Consider the following 19,127-nt stretch of genomic DNA (forward strand, 5'->3'; position numbering starts at 1 on the left):
GTCCCGAAGGCCCCGCCCGCCGACTCCGCGCGGGAACGGAACATTAGACTCATCGGATCGGCATGCTCGACCAGCTCGAACGCAAGGAGGAACGGGTGGCTCTGCTGACCCGCATCGGTGGACCGCGTGACCTGGACCGGCTCACTCCCGAGCAGCTGGACCAGCTCGCCGAAGAGATCCGGACCTTCCTGGTCGACGCCGTTTCGAAGACCGGCGGCCATCTCGGCCCCAACCTGGGTGTGGTCGAGCTGACCATCGCCCTGCACCGCGTCTTCGATTCGCCGAAGGACAAGGTGCTGTTCGACACCGGTCACCAGAGCTATGTGCACAAGCTCCTCACCGGCCGCCAGGACTTCTCGAAGCTCAAGAGCAAGGGCGGCCTTTCCGGCTATCCCTCCCGCGCGGAGTCCGAGCACGACGTCATCGAGAACTCGCACGCCTCCACCGTGCTCGGCTGGGCCGACGGCCTCGCCAAGGCGAATGAGGTACTGGGCAAGGACGACCACGTCGTCGCGGTCATCGGTGACGGCGCGCTCACCGGCGGTATGGCCTGGGAGGCGCTGAACAACATCGCCGCCGCCAAGGACCGCCCGCTCGTCATCGTCGTCAACGACAACGAGCGCTCCTACGCACCGACCATCGGCGGCCTCGCCAACCACCTCGCGACGCTGCGCACCACCGACGGCTACGAGCGCTTCCTGGCCCGCGGCAAGGACATCCTGGAGCGCACCCCCGTCGTCGGGAAGCCGCTCTACGAGACGCTGCACGGCGCCAAGAAGGGGCTGAAGGACTTCATCGCCCCGCAGGGCATGTTCGAGGACCTCGGCCTGAAGTACGTCGGTCCCATCGACGGCCACGACATCGAGGCCCTGGAGTCCGCCCTCCAGCGCGCCAAGCGCTTCGGCGGGCCCGTCATCGTGCACTGCCTCACGGAGAAGGGCCGCGGCTACACCCCCGCGCTGCTCGACGAGGCCGACCGCTTCCACGCCGTCGGCAAGATCCACCCCGACACCGGCCTCCCGGTCGCCACCTCGGGCCTCGACTGGACCTCCGTCTTCGGCGAGGAGATGGTCAAGCTCGGCAAGGAGCGAAAGGACATCGTCGCGATCACCGCGGCCATGCTCCAGCCGGTCGGTCTGACCAAGTTCGAGAAGGAGTTCCCGGACCGGATCTACGACGTCGGTATCGCGGAACAGCACGGCGCGGTCTCCGCGGCGGGCCTGGCCACCGGCGGACTGCACCCCGTCTTCGCGGTGTACGCCACCTTCCTCAACCGCGCCTTCGACCAGGTCCTGATGGATGTCGCGCTGCACAAGTGCGGTGTGACCTTCGTCCTGGACCGGGCCGGTGTCACCGGCACCGACGGCGCCTCGCACAACGGCATGTGGGACATGTCGATCCTGCAGTGCGTGCCCACGCTCCGGATCGCCGCACCGCGCGACGCCGACCAGGTCCGCGCCCAGCTGCGCGAGGCCGTCGAGGTCGACGACGCACCGACCGTGGTGCGCTTCTCCAAGGGCGCGGTCGGCCCTGCCGTCAAGGCCGTCGGCCGGGTCGGCGGGATGGACGTCCTGCGTGAGCCCGGCACCGCCCGGCCGGACGTCCTCCTGGTCTCCGTCGGGGCGCTGGCCCCGATGTGCCTGGAGATCGCCGATCTGCTGGATGCCCAGGGCATCTCGACGACGGTCGTCGACCCGCGCTGGGTCAAGCCGGTCGACGAGGCCATGGCCCCGCTCGCCGAACAGCACCGGGTCGTCGTCACGGTGGAGGACAACAGCAGGGCCGGGGGCGTGGGCTCCGCCGTCTCCCAGGCGCTGCGCGACGCCGGGGTCGACGTACCGCTGCGTGATTTCGGCATCCCGCCGCGCTTCCTCGACCACGCCTCCCGCAAGGAGGTCCTGGCCGAGATCGGGCTGACCGCACCGGACATCGCCCGCCAGGTCACCGGCCTCGTCGCCAAGCTGGACGGCCGCTACGAGACGGTCGCGGACAGTGAGGCCGTGATCGAACCCGTCCGCGACTGACCCGCGGAGCGCGGGTCCGTACGAGCGACCAGCGTTACGGCCGATGGGCCGGTCGGCCATCCCAAGGGTGGTCCGACCGGCCCATTCGTGTGAAATTTCCCGATAGCGGCCCTTCGCCGCCGGGGCGGTCCCAATCATGGCGTTCACGACGAGTGCGTGGAGGTACGCCGGTGACTGCCCAGCAGGACACACCACCCAGCAGGGACGGACTGTTCCGGACCAAGACGGTCGAGCAGTCCATCCGCGACACCGAGGAGCCGGAGCACGCACTCAAGAAGTCCCTCTCCGCGCTGGACCTCACGGTCTTCGGAGTGGGCGTCATCATCGGCACCGGCATCTTCGTGCTCACCGGCAAGGTGGCCAAGGAGACCGCGGGGCCCGCCACCGCCCTCGCGTTCGTGGTCGCGGGCATCGTCTGCGCCCTGGCCGCGCTCTGTTACGCCGAGTTCGCCTCCACCGTCCCCGTCGCCGGCTCCGCCTACACCTTCTCGTACGCCTCGCTCGGCGAACTCGTCGCCTGGATCATCGGCTGGGACCTGGTGCTGGAGTTCGCGCTCGGCACGGCAGTGGTGGCGGTCGGCTGGTCCGGCTACGTCCGCTCTCTGATGGACAACTTCGGCTGGACCATGCCCGAAGTGCTCTCCGGAACGGATGTGGCGAAGGGATTCGGCTTCGACATCCTGGCCTTCGCGCTGGTGCTCGTGCTGACCGTCGTGCTGGTGCTCGGCATGAAGCTCTCCGCCCGGGTCACGACGATCGTGGTCGCCATCAAGATCGCCGTGGTCCTGATCGTCATCGTCGCCGGGCTGTTCTTCGTCAAGGCCGCGAACTACTCGCCCTTCGTCCCCGAGCCGCAGCCGCAGCCTTCCGGTTCCGGCCTGACCGCGCCGCTGATCCAGCTGATGTTCGGCTACGCCCCGACGAACTTCGGCGTCATGGGCATCTTCACCGCCGCCTCCATCGTCTTCTTCGCCTTCATCGGCTTCGACGTGGTGGCCACCGCCGCCGAGGAGACGAAGGTTCCGCAACGTGACATGCCACGTGGCATCCTCGCCTCGCTCTTCATCTGCACCGTGCTCTACGTGGCCGTGTCGCTGGTGGTCACGGGCATGCAGCACTACAGCGACCTGTCGGTCGAGGCTCCGCTGGCCGATGCCTTCAAGGCCGTCGGCCAGCCCGTCTACGCCGGGTTCATCAGCTTCGGAGCCGCCATCGGCCTCACCACGGTCTGTCTGATCCTGCTGCTGGGCCAGACCCGGGTGTTCTTCGCGATGAGCCGTGACGGGCTGCTCCCGAGGTTCTTCTCCGTGACCCACCCGCGCTTCCGCACCCCGTACCGCCCGACCATCCTGCTCGGCGTGGTCATCGCGATCGTCGCGGGCTTCACGAGCATCAACGAACTGGCGACGCTCGTGAACATCGGCACGCTCTTCGCCTTCGTCGTCGTCGCGCTGGGCGTCATCGTGCTCCGCCGGACCCGCCCCGACCTGCACCGCGCGTTCCGCACCCCCTGGGTGCCGCTGCTCCCGATCCTCTCGGTGGCGGCCTCGGTCTGGCTGATGCTGAACCTGCCGTCCGAGACCTGGCTGCGGTTCGCCGTCTGGATGCTCATCGGCGTGATCATCTACTTCGCGTACGGGCGCGGACACAGCCGGATCAACGTCCCGGTCGGCCGGGGCCAGGACCTCCCGCCCGGATCACGCGGGGCGGCCTGATCCGGACTGAGGACCTCAGGGGGTGCGCGGCGGCGGCAGGGGCCGCACCGTACGGGGGCCCATGCACCGCGCCCCGTACTCCGCCACCCGCCGCCGCAGCTCGCGGTCGGCGGTGACGACGACACAGGCGCGTTCCCCCCGGGCCCCGGTCAGCTCCACGATCAGGTCGTCGCCGCTCCGGGATGCCGATTCCACCCGCACCCCGGGCACCGATCCGATGCCGCGAGCCGCGCCCTCGACGACCAGCACCAGCTCGACGGGGCCGGGACACCCCGGCAGACCGGCGGCGGCGAACGGGACCAGGGAGTCCCGCAGCCGTTCGGCCGCTCCACGCCGGTCCCGCCACCAGCCGTCGGGGACGGACCCGACCACGTTGGCCGCGTCCACGATCACGAGGGTCCGTTCGGTCGGCATGCCGGAAGCGTGTCACGGACCGGCCGCCGCCGCCCCGTCAGCCGCCGGTGGCGGGGGACTTCTTCGCCGACTCCGGGATCGCGCCGTCGTTGCGGATGGCCTTCCACAACTCACCGGCCTGGGGCTGGGCCGCCACCACCCGGTTCGGGTCCTGCTTGTCGTACGCCACCGGAAGCATGATCGTTTCCATGGTGTTCGGGTTCACGCCGTTCATCGACCGGCCGAAATCCGCGAGGGACGTCAACGAGGCGAGCCCGGAGTCGGTGGTCAGCGACTTGGTGGCGGAGTCGGCGATCTTGTACGACTTGGTCGGACTGCCCAGCAGGTCCTGCGACTTGACCTCGCTCAGCAGGGCGAGCAGGAACTGCTGCTGCAGACCGATCCGGCCGAGGTCGCTGCCGTCCCCGATGCCGTGCCGGGTCCGGACGTACGCCAATGACTGGGTGCCGTCGAGCTTGTGCGTCCCCTTGGTGAGGTGGAGACCGGAGGACTTGTCGTCGATGTCCTGCGGTACGTCGACGGTGACGCCGCCTATCGCGTCGACCAGATCCTTGAACCCGGCGAAGTTGATCTCCAGGTAGTGGTCGATCCGGACCTTGGACATCTTCTCGACGGTCTTGACCACACAGGCCGGGCCGACCTGGGAGTAGACGGAGTTGAACATCACGCGGTTCGCCGGCGGCACCGTCGAGCCGTCGGCCTTCGTGCACTCGGGCCGGGTCACCAGGGTGTCACGGGGTATGGACACGGCGACGGCCTCGGTGCGGCCCTCGGGTATGTGCACCACCATCGCGGTGTCGGACCGGGCGCCGCTGACGTCACCGCCGCCGCCCAGTTTCTTGTTCTCGGCGCCGGCCCGCGAGTCCGAGCCGAGAACCAGCAGGTTCTGACCACTGGTCGGCAGCTTCTCGGGCCGGTCGTCGCCGAGCGCCTTGTCGATGTCGACGCCCTTGATGTTCCCGTCGAGGCGGCTGTACAGCCAGTAGAGGGTGCCGCCGGCGGCGAGCACCAGGACGAGCAGGCTGATCAGCACAATGCGGCCGGTACGGCGCCGAGGGCGTCCGCTCCCGGCGTCCTTGCTGCGCCCCTTCTTGCGCGAATCGGCCCGCCGTGACGGGTGCGGGCCGGGGGGAACGACGTCATGGCTCATCCTGCGAGTCCCTTGATCTCGTGGCCGCGGAAGGGCCGATGGGGCTGGGGACTCGGGTGGGGCCGGTCCACGCATGTGGGGGGCTGAGCGTGCACTATAGACAGGTTTTCGAATCTTGTGTAATCCTTCGCGCAATCTTCAACTCCGGAATCGAATTGTTATTCCTGTCCGTGAGAGGGCGGTTGTCCGGCGGGCTCCCCTCCGACGCCGGGGGGAGCGCTGGTTCCCGGGGCGAACCAGGAATCTATGATGGGTGGGTTCGGCCCCTTGCGTGCCGGAGCGCCGAAACGGCCTCCGATGCCGGGGCCGAGGAACCATGGGGAAGGACGACTTCACGTCATGCCGGTCAGATCCAGGCGCGCTGCCCGGGAAAGGGCCCCGATTCCGGGCGCCGACGTCCACGACGCAGGCAGGGAGCGAGCGGCGCGGGCGACTGCCGACGGCCGCTGGCTCGTGCTCGGCAAGGACGGCAGGCTCACCGCCTACGCGCTCTGCGACGAGGGAATGCTCCGCTGGACGGAGGTCCGTCCCGGCGGCCCCGACTGGAAGGGACCGGACCTCTTCCCGGCGGCCGGCCTGACCCGGCTGTCGGTGACTCAGGGCCCCGACGGTTTCGTGCACTTCACCGGACGTCGCACGGTGCGCAAGGACGCGGGACCCGTCGTCGACCTCGTGCATGCCACCCAGTTCCAGTCCGGACGCCCCGTCACCGCGTGGCACTCCCTCGGCAATCCGCACAAGGACCGCGAGAAGGCGGCCCGGCTCGGGGCGCCGACGGCCGTCGTCAACGCCGAAGGGCTGCTCCACGTCTTCGTCCGCAACGCCGACGGCAGGCTCGCGCTGCGGCGTGAGAAGCCGGGCGGCACATGGGAGGGCTGGCAGGACCTCAAGGGCGGGCGGCTCCGGGACGGGGCGGCCGTGGCCGCCACCGCCTCCGGACGCGTCGAGGTGCTCGTCCCGGGAGAGGGGCGGGCGATGCGCTGGAGCCAGAACGAGTCCGGCGGCGCCTTCACGCAGGACCAGGACATACCGTTCGCCCAGATCCCGGGCACTGCCTCGGCCCTGGAGACCGCACCGGACAGGGTGACGTACTACTGGGCCGACGAGGCCACCGGCGGTGTCGTCGCACACCGCCCCGGCACCTGGGCGATCCCGCTGAACAGCTCCGCCGCGAACGGCCCCGTGGCGGCGCTGCGCGCCATGCTGGACGGCTACGACTGCACCGTACTGGCCCATCGCGACCCCGAGGGCCAGATCATGCTCACCGCCTGCGGTACGGAGAACGAGGGGGCGGGCGTGTGGTGGTCGCCGACGGGCGAGCGCTGTACGGGCGGACCGGCGCTCGCGTACGACGCGTACGGCCGCGTGGTGCTCGCGCTGATCGGTGAGGACGGCGCTCTGCACATCGCCCGGCAGAACCGTGAGCCGGGCCTGGCGCTGGAACGTTCGGTGCGGGTCTGAGTCGCGAGGACCGCACGGACCGGGGGCACTCACCGCGGTGAGTGCCCCGTTCACGTCCGCGGGCGGATTCATGGCTCAGGAGGCGGACTTCAGGCCGAGCGACAGGTAATTGCTGTCCGTGTAGTACGGGTTGAAGGTCACCGAGCGGCCCTGCGCGGTGGTGACGGTCCGCTTCGGATAGACGTGGATGTGCTTGCGCTGCATGATCTCGTCACCGAACCGCCCCAGCCGCAGCCGGTGCGCCTCGCCCGTCACCGTCAGATTCCCCGGAATGCTCAGCGACAGGTCCCAGATGGTGTCGACGTCGGTCATCCGGTCCGCGTACTGATGGAGATCGAGGGTGAAGACGGCCCCGCCGTCCGAGAACGCGCACGGGATGGTGATGTAGGCGTCCGCGTTCTTCCGGCTCTGCGCGATCGCCTGCGCGCCGTGACCGGCGAGGTCGACCTGCGGACCGCCGGGCACCGAAGGGACCCCGAGAACGTAGCACCGGACGCTGAGATGCGAGCCGTTCGTCTCCACCGACAGCACCTCCGCATGGGCGGGGAACTCGCGCGAGACGATCTGGAGGAAGCCCCCGTCCTCGGAACGCCCGAACGTGCGGAACCGCACCGGGCCTGCCTGGTCCGGGGAGGAGATCAGCGCATTCGCCGACTGCTGGAGCTCGTCGACCTTCACCCGGCGCATGACACCGTCGTCCTCGCGGCGCAGCAGCACGTTCCACGTCCCGGAGGCCAGCCGCAGCTGCGCCGGTACGCAGGCGTACAGGCGCCCGTCGGTCGTCTGCTCGGCCTGCGCCGCCAGCAGCGCCTGCCGCCCGTCCGCCGCGTTGACGCACAGCACGGTGAACCGGCTGCCCGGCGCCCGCGCCGGATCGACCGCGAACTCCAGGTCCCCCGCGGGGGTCGCCCGGCACAGTGCCTCGGGCCGGTAGGCGCGCGCCGTGAGCAGACGCGAAAGGTACGACTCGTACGCCTGCGCCTGCGACTCGTCGCTGTAGTGCCGGGACTTCTCCACCGCGTTCGAGCCCAGTCGTACACGCAGTTCGGCGTCGCTCAGCAGCCGGTCCAGGTTCTCGGCGAACGCGTCCACATCGCCCACGGGCGAGAGCGCGCCGTCCACCCCGTCGGAGATGATCTCGGACGGGCCGTGCGGGCCTGCCGTGCTGAGTACCGGCACACCGCAGGTCATGGCCTCAACGATGGTCAGGCCGAACGTCTCGTCCGTCGAGGTCGAGGTGTGCAGCGCCGCCTTGGCCAGCTCCTCACGCAGCTGGCTCGTGTGCCCCATGAGGAGGATGCGCTCGTTCGCCCCGAGATCGTCGATGAGCCTGCGCAGTTTCGCCTTCTCGTCGCCGCTCCCGTAGATCCGCAGGGTCCAGTCCGGGTGCTTCCCGCCGAGCTGCGCGAAGGCGTTCACGAGCAGGTCGAACCGCTTCCAGTCGACCAGTCGTCCCGACGCCGTGACGATGCGCGAGCCGTGCACGTCGGCCCTCAGGAAGGTGCCGGGGACGGCGTTGGGAATGGCCTGGAACTCCGTCCCGACCGCGCCGTACGCGTCCCGGTGCGTCTGGGCGTCCTTCGCCGTCACGGTGACGAAGCCGTCCAGCCGCGGAATCGCGGCGTCCAGCATCTTCCGCGAGGCCGCGGTCTGGTGGTGGTAGTGCGTGTGCGCCTGACCCAGCGTGATGTACTGCCCGGTCCCCAGAACGGTCAGCAGGGACATCGTGTTGGGGGCGGTGGCGATGACGACATCGGCGTCGCAGCTCTGGAGATAGGCGGCGGCCCGTTCGTCCATCAGCCGGCTGTAGCGGTTCTTGTCGTCGGCCTTGAAACCAGTGCAGTGCTGGGACGCCGTCGCGTGCAGCGGGTTCTCCAGGTCCGGCGAGCCGCCGCGGGTGTCCACGAGCGTGCGCAGAGTGACGCCCGGCCCGAAGTGGAGCGGCGGAACGTCGTGGTACTGGAACAGGCTCACCAGCTCGACGTCGTGCTGCCGGGCCGCGAGCGCGTTGGCCAGCGTCTGGTTGGCGACGGACGTACCCGCCTGTCCGTAGGCGCTGTACATCAGAAAAGCGATCTTCACGCGGGTCCTCCTGGATCCGTGGCCGTGGCGGCTTCAGCTCCGAATTCCGTGGGCGCCGGTCTCCGGTACGGGGTTCAGACGGGTCGGCTCCCGGAGTCGTCGAGCACCTGCGACAGGGCGGACTCGAATGCCGAGCCGGGCGTCGGGGCCGGGCCCGGCCGGCGCACGTCGATCACCTGGCCGGTCATGCCGGAGAGCAGGACGTCGAGCGAGCTGCGCGCGACCTCCCGCGAGGCGAGTGACGAACCGGTGGACTCCCGCCCGGACGCCTCGGTCCGTGCCGCATTCATGCAGTTGACCCGGATGCCGTCCTCGGCCCACTCCTCCGACAGCGCCTGGGTGAGGTTCACCATCGCCGCCTCGACCGAGGAACGGATGCTGTACTCGGCGCGCCCGCGGGTGTAGCCGCCCGAGGTGAAGAGCAGCAGGCGGCCCGCGGTCTCGGCGAGGTACTTGTACGCGGCGCGCGCGATGTTCACCGGGGCGAGGTAGTCGACCCGGAGCGCCTCGCGGATCGTGGCGCCGTCGGTCTCGTCGAGCCGGCCGATCGGGAGGACACTCGCGGTGCTGACGACGTGGTCGATCCGGCCGGTCTCCGCGTACGCCCTGGCGAAGGCCGCCTCCACCTCCTCGGGGTTCTCCGCGTGGATGCCGGTGGCGGAGCGGTCGAGGGCGTACACCCGGGCCCCGTACTCCTCGGCCATGCGCGCGATGTCGGTGCCGATCCCGTACGAGTCGCCGAACACCAGGAGGGTCCGCCCGGCCAACTGCTCTCGGTAGGACGTCTCGGAGCCGTGAGCCGGAGCGGTCGTCGAGGCCAGCTGGAACAGCTTGTCGGCGATGAAGACGTCGACGGGCTGGGTGACCTTCATGTTGTGCTCGTCGCCCATGACCACGTGCACGGGTACGTCGGGCAGGTACTTCACGACGACCGAGCAGTCGTCGGTGGCCCGGAACAGCGGGTCGGCCGCCGCGAGCCCGTACGCCCGGCGGATCGTGGAGAGCCGGAAGCCCTGGGGCGTCTGGCCGCGGCGGAGCCGTCCGCGGTCGGGCACCTCGGTGATGAACTCGCCGTCGTCGCCGTGCGTCCGGGTCACGATCACGGTGTCGGAGGAGGGGATCGCCACATCGACGGCCCGGTGGCGCTCCAGCGCCCGTACGCACTCCTCGACCACGCGTTGCGACAGCAGCGGACGCACCGCGTCGTGGAACAGCAGGTTGCAGTCCTCGTCACCGTCGAGCCCGGCGGCCACCGCCTCGATCGCGAGGTGTGTGGTCCCGCTCCGGGTACTGCCGCCCGCGAGCACCCGGGACACCTTGCGCAGACCGGCCTTCGCGACGATCTTCTCGGCGTCGGCGACATGGTCCGGCGTCATCAGGACCACCACCTCGTCGATGTCCGGGGCGTTCTCGAAGACGTGCAGGGTGTGTTCGAGCATCGACTTCCCGGCGATCTTCAGCAGCTGCTTCGGGGTGGCGAGCCCGATGCGCTGCCCGGTGCCACCGGCGAGGACGACGGCGACGGTACGGCGACGGGAGGCACGGATGGTCAAGGTCTGCTGCTTCCTGTGGGCGGGGCGGGGTGACGGGCGTGCGGCGGCGGGTCTCAGACCTGCTGGTGCGGCTGGGGCTCGGGGAATCCCGGCTGCTCCGGGTACTCGATGGGAAAGTCCCGCAGGCCGCGCAGATAGAGATCGTTCGCGGCGTCGGCGAAGCGCACGGTCGACGGCGGATTGTCCGGCCCGAGCAGATAGTCCTTGAGCTGTTCCCGGTACGGGGCCATGACGTCCTGGTCCAGGGAGAACATCGCGGAGAGCGCCGTCTCCAGGCCGTTGCACTCGGCGTCGAGCAGGTACGAGGCGTACGCCGTGCGCTGCTCGTTGCGGAACTCCGCGTCCGGCAGCCCCTCCAGGTTGAAGATGGCGTACGGCTTGCGGGTGGCCACGAAGTCCGAGACCACGCTCGACATGTCGCCGATCAACAGGTCCGAGTGGTTGAAGCAGTCGTACAGCGTGGGCACCCTGTCCGTGACGACGTGGTGCGCGTCGACGGGCAGCGAGTCCCAGTAGAGGGCGCCCGCCTGGTCGCGGAACTTGCGGATCCGGGTGGTCCGCTCCTCCTCGGTCAGGTCCGGGTACTTCGAGCGGACGCCACGCTCCTGGAGTGCGGCGAGCCGCTTGTCGATACGGGCCAGCCGACGGGCCGCGGTCTTCGAGTCCAGGATCTTCCGGCCGAACCGGCGGGCGTTGTCGTCCTGGAGCAGTGCGATGATGCGCCGGTGCGCGGCCGCGGCGGCGGGGGAGCGGGTGCCGGTCAGCGGGTGCGGCTTGTAGATGATGCGCAGCTGCCGCTCGTGCGCGAGCAGGGTCCGGATGAGGTGCTCGCCCGCCGGGATGACCGAGGTGTAGCAGGCGTCGTCGGTCCAGCCCTCCCACGTGGGGGCGTAGATGACGGTCGGGATCTCCTGGCCGACGGAGCCGGTCCAGCGATGCAGCGGCATCAGCTGGGGCCGGCCGACCTCGACGATCTGGTGGGCGGTGACCGCGTGCTTGATGCGCTCGTAGCGGTCCCGCCCGGCCCGTCCGGCCACCCAGATCTCGTCGAAGACCTTGCTGACGCGGTTGCTGCTGGCGAGCTTGTCGCTGTCGCCGTGACCGATGAAGACGTGCTTGACCTCGTGCCGTTGGAGCATGTGCACGTTCTTGCCGGCGTTGCCCGGGTAGAGCGTCACCCGCAGTTCGGGCATCTCCACACGGGCCAGGTACTCGGCCTTCGGAACACAGATGACCGGTACGGAGGTGGCGTCCAGGTACCTCAGGGTGGCCCGTTCGCGCAGCACGATGACGGGACGCAGATCCAGCGACTCCAGCGACTCCAGCCACATGTTCACCTGGTACATGAAGTCCCTGGAGACGGCGGCGAAGGTGAAGTAGAGCGCGACCTGCGGCCGGTACTGCCGCAGCTGCCAGTTCAGCTCGTCGATGGCGTCGTCGGCCGTGGGCAGGATGAGCGCGTTCCGTGCCCCGGGCAGCAGGACCAGGAAGGCGACGAACGCGAACCAGACCGAGGCGATCCCGCCGTACGTCACGTACTCCCACCGGTCGGTGGCGATCGTGCCGATCGCGCCGCCGACCAGGGGGATGTCCAGGTGCAGCATCTTGCGGACGTGCTTGTTCATCAGGAACGGGTGCGGCAGCCGCCGGATCCCCAGCGCGTCCAGGTCGAGTCCGCGCGTGGTGAAGGGCAGCGCGGCTCGTTCGGACTTGACCCGCTTGAGCAGCGCGCCATAGGCGAGCTGCAGTACGAAGAGCAGCAGCAGCCCCACGGACGTCATCTGGACGACGAACGAGTCGAGGTTGTTGATGGAGCCGCAGAGCGCCAGCAGCAGGAACTGCCGGATCAGGAACCGGATGGTGAGGCCGAAGCGCGAGTCCCGGAGCCGGTCGAGGGCCGAGGACTCGGAGGTGTGCAGGAGCAGGTCGGCCGCGTAGCTGACCGCCGCGGCACAGGCGAAGACGGGCAACGAGGCCATCACCACCGCCGCCAGCATGGCGACGAAGCTGAGCACCAGGGCTGCGGTGATCAGAAAACCCAACGCTGCCTGACGTCGTGCTTTGCCCATGAGCGGCCGACTCCTCCTTCTGTGCCTGGGTGCGGCGCACGGCTGCGTCGCCAGTGCGGACAGGGACTGCCGCACGTCACAGTGGGGGCCGAACCGCGATCGAACATGAGTGCGGACGGTGCGTAAGGAACTTGTGAAGCATCCGACCGAACCTTAGACACTGCTGACGCTTTTGGTGAACTTTCACTGGCTGAAAAGTCGAACATTTGATGTCTGGATACCGAACAGTTATGAACGGATGGGGTGCGCTGTGATCTCCGTTACACCCGCTAGCGTGTTCGGCTGCCACGTCCGTCGATCATGGTTCGCCGTCACGGCTGACACGAGTAGACCGTCAGCTTCCGTCGCCCCGGAGTCTTGACCGAGAAGCCCACACAGAGCCGGGGCTCCGGACCCGGCCGTACGGCGATCCCCTCCGGTTCACGGAAGTCCAGCCCCGGTGCGACGGTCACCTTGCGGCGCCCCGCCGCCCGCCCGCTGCGTACGTCGATCGCCGAAACGTAGGTGTTGCCCCCGGAGGAGGGCGGATTGTCGTCGGCCGCGTCCGTGTAGGGGTTCCCGGTCAGCTGGTAGATGCGATCCCCGTACAGGGCGCAGCCCTGGAACGTCTCGCCGTCCCGCAGCGCGATGTCCCGCACGCGGTGCAGCGGCGCGTACCGTCCGGCGAGGAAGTCCTCCACGCGGTGGACGGCGTAGTGATGGGTCCGGCCGATCCAGTGGCTGACCAGAACGCGGCGGCCTGTCGGATCCAGGGTCGGATGGACCTGGTGGCTGCTCGGCAGCGGGCGGTGGTGCCGTATCCGGGGCGACGCGCTGTCGAGCACCGCACCGTCGTGGAACGGGACACGAGCGACGGCGCGCCCGTACCCGGTCCGCCTGTCCACGTCGGACTCCACCCACAGCAGCACGTTCCCGTCCGACTGCTCCACCCCGAACGAGATCCCGTGACCGAAGCCCCGCAGATGCATGTGTCCGGTCTCCTCGCCCGAGGGGGAGAGCGCCGTCACGCACATGTCACCCGCCAGCCGCCGGGCCCGGCCGCCGAGAGGCCGCTCCTCGTCGGGCAGCCGGACGGAGGCGGGCACGACCTGGAGCGCGTACACCTCGCCGGTCGCACTGCCGAACGCGATCGACTGCGGGCCCGAGACATGGTGCAGCGGGCTCGGCGGGAGCAGTTTCGACGCCGTGTCGATGTCGAACAGTCCGACGGATCCGGCGTGCGGCAGGTCGTCGCCGCCCGCACCGTCACCCGAAGCTCCGCTCAGCAGGACGCCACCGGCCGCCGCCACCGCGGCCCCGCCGCCCGCCAGGAGCAGCGCTCTGCGACTGATGTGGCTTCCGGTGCCCGCCATGCCTGACCGTCCCGCCATCTCTGCTCGGAGAGGGGACGTCGTCCACCTCTGGGGTGAGGTCGGACATTCTGTCATCGCCCCGTCGGGCCCGGACGACCCGGGCAACGCGGACGGAGGGTACGGCCCGTCCACCGGGCCGTACCCTCCGTCGTCGAACTCGCGGTGTTACGCCGGAACGCTCGCCACGCCCTGCGCCAGGAACTTCCTTCCGTTCACCCGCTCCGAGACGCCCTCACGGTCCAGGTACGGCGTGATGCCGCCCAGGTGGAAGGGCCAGCCCGCGCCGGTGATCAGGCAGAGGTCGATGTCCTGGGCCTCGGCGACGACGCCCTCGTCCAGCATCAGACCGATCTCCTGCGCCACCGCGTCCAGGACGCGGTCGCGGACCTGCTCCTCGGACAGGGCGAGGTCGCCCTGCTTGAGAAGCGCGGCGACCTCCGGGTCCAGCTCCGGCTTGCCGGAATCGTAGACGTAGAAGCCGCGCTTGCCGGCCTTGACGACCGCCGCCAGGTTCTCGGAGACGGTGAACCGGTCCGGGAAGGCGCGGTTCAGGGTCTCGGAGACATGCAGACCGATGGCCGGGCCGACCAGCTCCAGCAGCACCAGCGGGGACATCGGCAGACCGAGCGGCTCGATGGCCTTCTCGGCGACCTCGACCGGGGTGCCCTCGTCGATGACGTTCTGGATCTCGCCCATGAAGCGGGTGAGGATGCGGTTGACGACGAACGCCGGGGCGTCCTTCACCAGCACCGCGGTCTTCTTCAGCTTCCGCGCCACGCCGAACGCCGTGGCCAGCGAGGCGTCGTCGGTCTTCTCGCCGCGGACGATCTCCAGCAGCGGGAGGATCGCGACCGGGTTGAAGAAGTGGAAGCCGACGACCCGCTCGGGGTGCCGCAGCTTCGACGCCATCTCGGTGACCGAGAGGGACGAGGTGTTGGTGGCGAGGATCGCGTGCGCCGGGGCGACCGCCTCGACCTCCGCGAACACCTGCTGCTTGACGCCGATCTCCTCGAAGACGGCCTCGATGATGAAGTCGGCGTCGGAGAAGCCCTCCGCCTTGTCCAGCACGCCGGAGACCAGGGCCTTGAGGCGATTGGCCTTGTCCTGGTTGATGCGGCCCTTGCCGAGCAGCTTCTCGATCTCGGCGTGGACATAGCCCACACCCTTGTCGACGCGCTCCTGGTCGATGTCGGTCAGCACGACCGGCACCTCCAGACGGCGGAGGAACAGCAGCGCCAGCTGCGAGGCCATCAGACCGGCACCGACGACGCCGACCTTGGTGACCGGGCGGGCCAGGGACTTGTCCGGAGCGCCGGCCGGGCGCTTGGCGCGCTTCTGGACCAGGTTGAAGGAGTAGATCCCCGAACGCAGCTCGCCACCCATGATCAGGTCGGCGAGGGCCCGGTCCTCGGCGTCGAAGCGGGCGCCCAGGTCGCCGTTCTTCGCCGCGCCGATGATCTCCAGCGCGCGGTACGCGGCCGGGGCCGCACCGTGCACCTTGGAGTCGGCGATGGCCCTGCCGCGGGCGACGGCTTGGTCCCACGCGTCACCCCGGTCGACCTCGGGGCGCTCCACGGTGACCGTGCCGTTCAGCACGTTCGCGGTCCAGATCAGCGACTGCTCCAGGAAGTCCGCACCGTCGAAGAGGGCGTCGGCGATCCCGAGCTCGAAGACCTGCTTGCCCTTGAGCTGGCGGTTCTGGTTCAGCGAGTTCTCGATGATGACGGAGACCGCGCGGTCGGCACCGATCAGGTTCGGCAGCAGCGCGCAGCCGCCCCAGCCGGGAACCAGACCGAGGAAGACCTCGGGCAGCGAGAAGGCGGGCAGCGCCTTGGAGACGGTGCGGTAGGTGCAGTGCAGACCGACCTCGACACCGCCGCCCATCGCCGCACCGTTGTAGTACGCGAACGTCGGGACCGCGAGGCCGGAGAGCCGGCGGAAGACGTCGTGACCGCCCTTGCCGATGGCCAGCGCGTCGTCGTGGTTCTTCAGCAGCTCGACGCCCTTGAGGTCGGCGCCTACCGCGAAGATGAACGGCTTGCCGGTGATCCCGACGCCGGTGATCGCACCCTCGGCCGCCTCCTTCTCGACCTGGTCGACGGCGGCGTTCAGGTTCGCCAGCGACTGCGGTCCGAAGGTGGTCGGCTTGGTGTGGTCCAGGCCGTTGTCCAGCGTGATGAGGGCGAAGCGGCCCGCGCCGGCCGGAAGGTCCAGGTGGCGTACGTGCGCCTGGGTGACGACCTCGCCGGGGAACAGCTCGGCCGCACCCTTCAGAAGCTCAGTGGTGGAACTCACTTGTTGCCTCCGTCTGCCTTGTCGAAGTGCGGGTTCTCCCAGACGACCGTGGCGCCCATGCCGAAGCCGACGCACATGGTGGTCAGGCCGTAGCGGACCTCCGGCTGCTCCTCGAACTGGCGGGCCAGCTGCGTCATCAGACGCACACCCGAGGAGGCCAGCGGGTGGCCGTAGGCGATGGCGCCGCCGTACTGGTTGACGCGCGCGTCGTCGTCGGCGATGCCGTAGTGGTCGAGGAAGGCGAGGACCTGGACGGCGAACGCCTCGTTGATCTCGAACAGGCCGATGTCGTCGATGGTCAGCCCGGCCTTGGCGAGGGCCTTCTCGGTCGACGGGATCGGACCGTAGCCCATGACCTCCGGCTCGACACCCGCGAAGGCATAGCTGACCAGGCGCATCTTGACCGGGAGGCCCAGCTCGCGGGCGACGTCCTCGGCGGCGAGCAGCGAGGCGGTGGCACCGTCGTTGAGGCCTGCGGCGTTTCCGGCGGTGACCCGGCCGTGGGCGCGGAACGGGGTCTTCAGACCCGCGAGGGACTCCAGGGTCGTGCCGGGGCGCATCGGCTCGTCGGCGGTGACCAGGCCCCAGCCCGTCTCACCGGCCTCCGCGTTGGTGCGGCGCACCGAGATCGGCACCAGGTCCTGCTGGATCTTGCCGTCGGCGTATGCCTTGGCGGCCTTCTCCTGCGAGCGGACCGCGTACTCGTCGGCGCGGAGCTTGGTGATCTGCGGGTAGCGGTCGTGCAGGTTCTCCGCGGTCATGCCCATGAACAGGGCGGACTCGTCGACCAGCTTCTCCGACACGAAGCGCGGGTTCGGGTCCACGCCCTCGCCCATGGGGTGGCGGCCCATGTGCTCGACACCACCGGCGACGACGACGTCGTACGCGCCGAAGGCGATGGAGCCGGCCGTCGAGGTGACCGCGGTCAGGGCGCCCGCACACATGCGGTCGATGGAGTAACCGGGGACGGACTGCGGCAGACCGGCCAGGATTCCGGCGGTGCGGCCCAGCGTCAGACCCTGGTCACCGATCTGCGTGGTCGCGGCGATGGCGACCTCGTCGATCCGCGCGGGGTCCAGGTCCGGGTTGCGGCGCAGCAGCTCCCGGATGGCCTTCACGACGAGATCGTCGGCGCGGGTCTCGTGGTAGATGCCCTTCGGGCCCGCTTTGCCGAACGGGGTGCGGACGCCGTCGACGAAGACGACGTCCCGGATGGTACGAGGCACGGTGGCTCTCCTCCAGGGTGCGGGATGGCACTGCTGCGGGGCACGCCCACCGGCGCGCCACCCCCTCATGCTACTTGTGGGTAACCACACTGCCCACCCCTTGCGGCGGGAGCGGCGAAGGTCACATGCGAACGGGGTGGGCGCGGTGGCTGTTTCGCCCCAGAAGTCGGACGGGCCGCAGGCGCCGCGAATGCCGGACGGAGCGGGGACGGGCTGCGGGGCCGGTCGTCGGCGGTGCCGTGAGCGGCAGTCGTGTCGGCAGTGCCGTGAACGGCAATCGCCGGACGGGGCGGAAGAAGAGCCCGTCCGGCGATCAAGGACGCGGTGCGGCCGGAGGTCGCGCAACCTGGCGTGAATACGACCCTCGTCGGCGACCCTCAGGCCGCCGACGTCAGCGCGCGGAACAGGAGCGGGGCCACGTGTTCGATCTGCCAGCGTCGCGCCCCGTAGCCGGTGAGCGCCGTCTCGATGGCGTCCGGGGTCGGGTTCCTGGGCGGCTCCCAGCAGACCCGGCGCACCGTGTCCGGGGTGATGAGGTTCTCCTGAGGCATGTGCAGTCGCTCGGCGAGCTCCGACACGGCGGTGCGGGCGGCCGAGAGCCGGGCCGCGGCCGCCGGGTCCTTGTCGGCCCAGGCGCGGGGCGGCGGCGGACCGGCGACCGTCTGGCCGGGCTGGGGGAGTTCCGAGTCCGGCAGCGCCTTGGCCCGGTCGACGGCCGCCTGCCACTGCTCCAGCTGCCGCCGTCCCATGCGGTGGCCGAACCCGGGCAGGGCGGTGAGCGCGTGGATGTTCGGAGGGAGCGCGAGTGCGGCCTCGACGATCGCGGCATCGCCCAGGACCTTGCCGGGGGAGATGTCCCGGCGCCGGGCGATCTCGTCGCGGGCGGTCCACAGCTCCCGTACCACCGCCATCTGACGGCGGCGGCGGACCTTGTGCATGCCGGAGGTGCGGCGCCACGGGTCCTTGCGCGGGGGAGCGGGCGGTGCCGAGGCGATCGCGTCGAACTCCTCCCGCGCCCACTCCAGCTTGCCCTGCCGGTCGAGCTCGTCCTCCAGGGCGTTGCGCAGATCGATCAGCAGCTCGACATCGAGCGCCGCGTAACGCAGCCACGGGTCGGGCAGCGGGCGGGTGGACCAGTCGACGGCGGAATGGCCCTTCTCCAGGGAGTAGCCGAGCACGTTCTCGACCATGGCCCCGAGGCCGACCCGCGGGAAGCCGGCGAGGCGCCCGGCCAGCTCCGTGTCGAAGAGTCCGGTGGGGGTCATCCCTATTTCGCGCAGACAGGGCAGGTCCTGGGTGGCGGCGTGGAGGATCCACTCGCTGCCGTGCAGGACCTCTCCGAGCCCCGACAGGTCGGGGCAGCCGACCGGGTCGATCAGTGCGCTGCCCGCGCCGTCGCGGCGCAGCTGCACGAGGTAGGCACGCTGGCCGTAGCGGTAGCCGGAGGCGCGCTCCGCGTCGACGGCCACCGGGCCGGAGCCCGCGGCGAAGGCGGCGATCACCCGGGCGAGGGCGTCGTCGGAGGCCACCACCGGGGGAATGCCCTCGCGCGGTTCGAGCAAGGGGATCGGCGCCGGGGCGACGTCGTCCGGGGGAGCGCCCCCGGTGGTTCGCAGTGAAGTGTCTGCTGCGGTCTCTTGGGCGTCGGTCACGTGTCAAGGGTATCCGTGTAAGTGCGGCGCCCCGCGCCCCGCACATGAGGACAACCGCGCCCCCCGAAGTTAAAAACACCCAGCCCAAAACCCCCCCCCCCCCCCCCGGGGGGTTGGGGAGATGATGATTAACC

General features: G+C 69.9%; 12 protein-coding genes. 3 read left to right on the forward strand and 9 right to left on the reverse strand.

Annotated elements, in window-relative coordinates; all coding sequences use genetic code 11:
* The first annotated feature begins 95 nt into the window (after nucleotides 1-95).
* A complete protein-coding gene (gene dxs / locus ACF1B9_RS16205; protein WP_391740754.1) occupies nucleotides 96-2,024 on the forward strand; it encodes a 1-deoxy-D-xylulose-5-phosphate synthase in 1,929 nt (642 codons plus the stop codon).
* A 170-nt stretch (nucleotides 2,025-2,194) separates the two neighbouring features.
* Nucleotides 2,195-3,739: an amino acid permease gene (locus ACF1B9_RS16210; RefSeq protein WP_391740473.1), complete on the forward strand. Its 1,545-nt coding sequence runs from the start codon at nucleotides 2,195-2,197 to the stop codon at nucleotides 3,737-3,739.
* A 15-nt stretch (nucleotides 3,740-3,754) separates the two neighbouring features.
* Here ACF1B9_RS16210 and ACF1B9_RS16215 read toward each other — a convergent pair whose 3' ends face one another.
* Together ACF1B9_RS16215 and ACF1B9_RS16220 are read right to left on the reverse strand one after the other, a co-directional pair.
* On the reverse strand, nucleotides 3,755-4,153 hold the full coding sequence (locus ACF1B9_RS16215; protein ID WP_391740474.1) for an NTP pyrophosphohydrolase: 399 nt from the start codon (nucleotides 4,151-4,153) through the stop codon (nucleotides 3,755-3,757).
* Between the two features lie 37 nt (nucleotides 4,154-4,190).
* On the reverse strand, nucleotides 4,191-5,303 hold the full coding sequence (locus tag ACF1B9_RS16220) for an LCP family protein (RefSeq protein ID WP_391740475.1): 1,113 nt from the start codon (nucleotides 5,301-5,303) through the stop codon (nucleotides 4,191-4,193).
* Nucleotides 5,304-5,642: 339 nt separating this feature from the next.
* On the opposite strand from ACF1B9_RS16220, the gene ACF1B9_RS16225 reads away from it, so the two are divergent.
* Nucleotides 5,643-6,764, forward strand: coding sequence for a hypothetical protein (locus ACF1B9_RS16225; protein ID WP_391740476.1), 1,122 nt, complete (start codon nucleotides 5,643-5,645; stop codon nucleotides 6,762-6,764).
* A gap of 75 nt (nucleotides 6,765-6,839) precedes the next feature.
* Here the strand turns inward: ACF1B9_RS16225 and ACF1B9_RS16230 are convergent, their stop codons facing one another.
* The 7 genes from ACF1B9_RS16230 to ACF1B9_RS16260 all read right to left on the reverse strand — a co-directional run bounded on the left by ACF1B9_RS16230 (nucleotide 6,840) and on the right by ACF1B9_RS16260 (nucleotide 18,993).
* Complete coding sequence (locus ACF1B9_RS16230) at nucleotides 6,840-8,846, reverse strand: glycosyltransferase (protein WP_391740477.1); 2,007 nt, start codon at nucleotides 8,844-8,846, stop codon at nucleotides 6,840-6,842.
* A gap of 74 nt (nucleotides 8,847-8,920) precedes the next feature.
* Nucleotides 8,921-10,399, reverse strand: coding sequence for an SDR family NAD(P)-dependent oxidoreductase (locus ACF1B9_RS16235; protein ID WP_391740478.1), 1,479 nt, complete (start codon nucleotides 10,397-10,399; stop codon nucleotides 8,921-8,923).
* 53 nt (nucleotides 10,400-10,452) lie between these two features.
* Nucleotides 10,453-12,468: a hypothetical protein gene (locus ACF1B9_RS16240; RefSeq protein ID WP_391740479.1), complete on the reverse strand. Its 2,016-nt coding sequence runs from the start codon at nucleotides 12,466-12,468 to the stop codon at nucleotides 10,453-10,455.
* Between the two features lie 311 nt (nucleotides 12,469-12,779).
* Nucleotides 12,780-13,820: a signaling protein gene (locus tag ACF1B9_RS16245; protein WP_391740480.1), complete on the reverse strand. Its 1,041-nt coding sequence runs from the start codon at nucleotides 13,818-13,820 to the stop codon at nucleotides 12,780-12,782.
* Nucleotides 13,821-13,985: 165 nt separating this feature from the next.
* Nucleotides 13,986-16,115, reverse strand: coding sequence for a 3-hydroxyacyl-CoA dehydrogenase NAD-binding domain-containing protein (locus tag ACF1B9_RS16250; protein WP_391740481.1), 2,130 nt, complete (start codon nucleotides 16,113-16,115; stop codon nucleotides 13,986-13,988).
* Nucleotides 16,112-17,341 (reverse strand): thiolase family protein, encoded by a 1,230-nt coding sequence (locus tag ACF1B9_RS16255; RefSeq protein WP_391740482.1) that lies wholly within the window; start codon nucleotides 17,339-17,341, stop codon nucleotides 16,112-16,114. Before ACF1B9_RS16255 ends, ACF1B9_RS16250 begins: the two co-directional genes overlap by 4 nt.
* Nucleotides 17,342-17,718: 377 nt before the next feature.
* Nucleotides 17,719-18,993, reverse strand: a complete 1,275-nt coding sequence (locus ACF1B9_RS16260) for an HRDC domain-containing protein (protein WP_391740483.1) — start codon at nucleotides 18,991-18,993, stop codon at nucleotides 17,719-17,721.
* Nucleotides 18,994-19,127: the final 134 nt, after the last annotated feature.

Origin of the sequence: Streptomyces sp. NPDC014727, from assembly GCF_043083485.1 — a bacterium.
Lineage (GTDB): Bacteria > Actinomycetota > Actinomycetes > Streptomycetales > Streptomycetaceae > Streptomyces.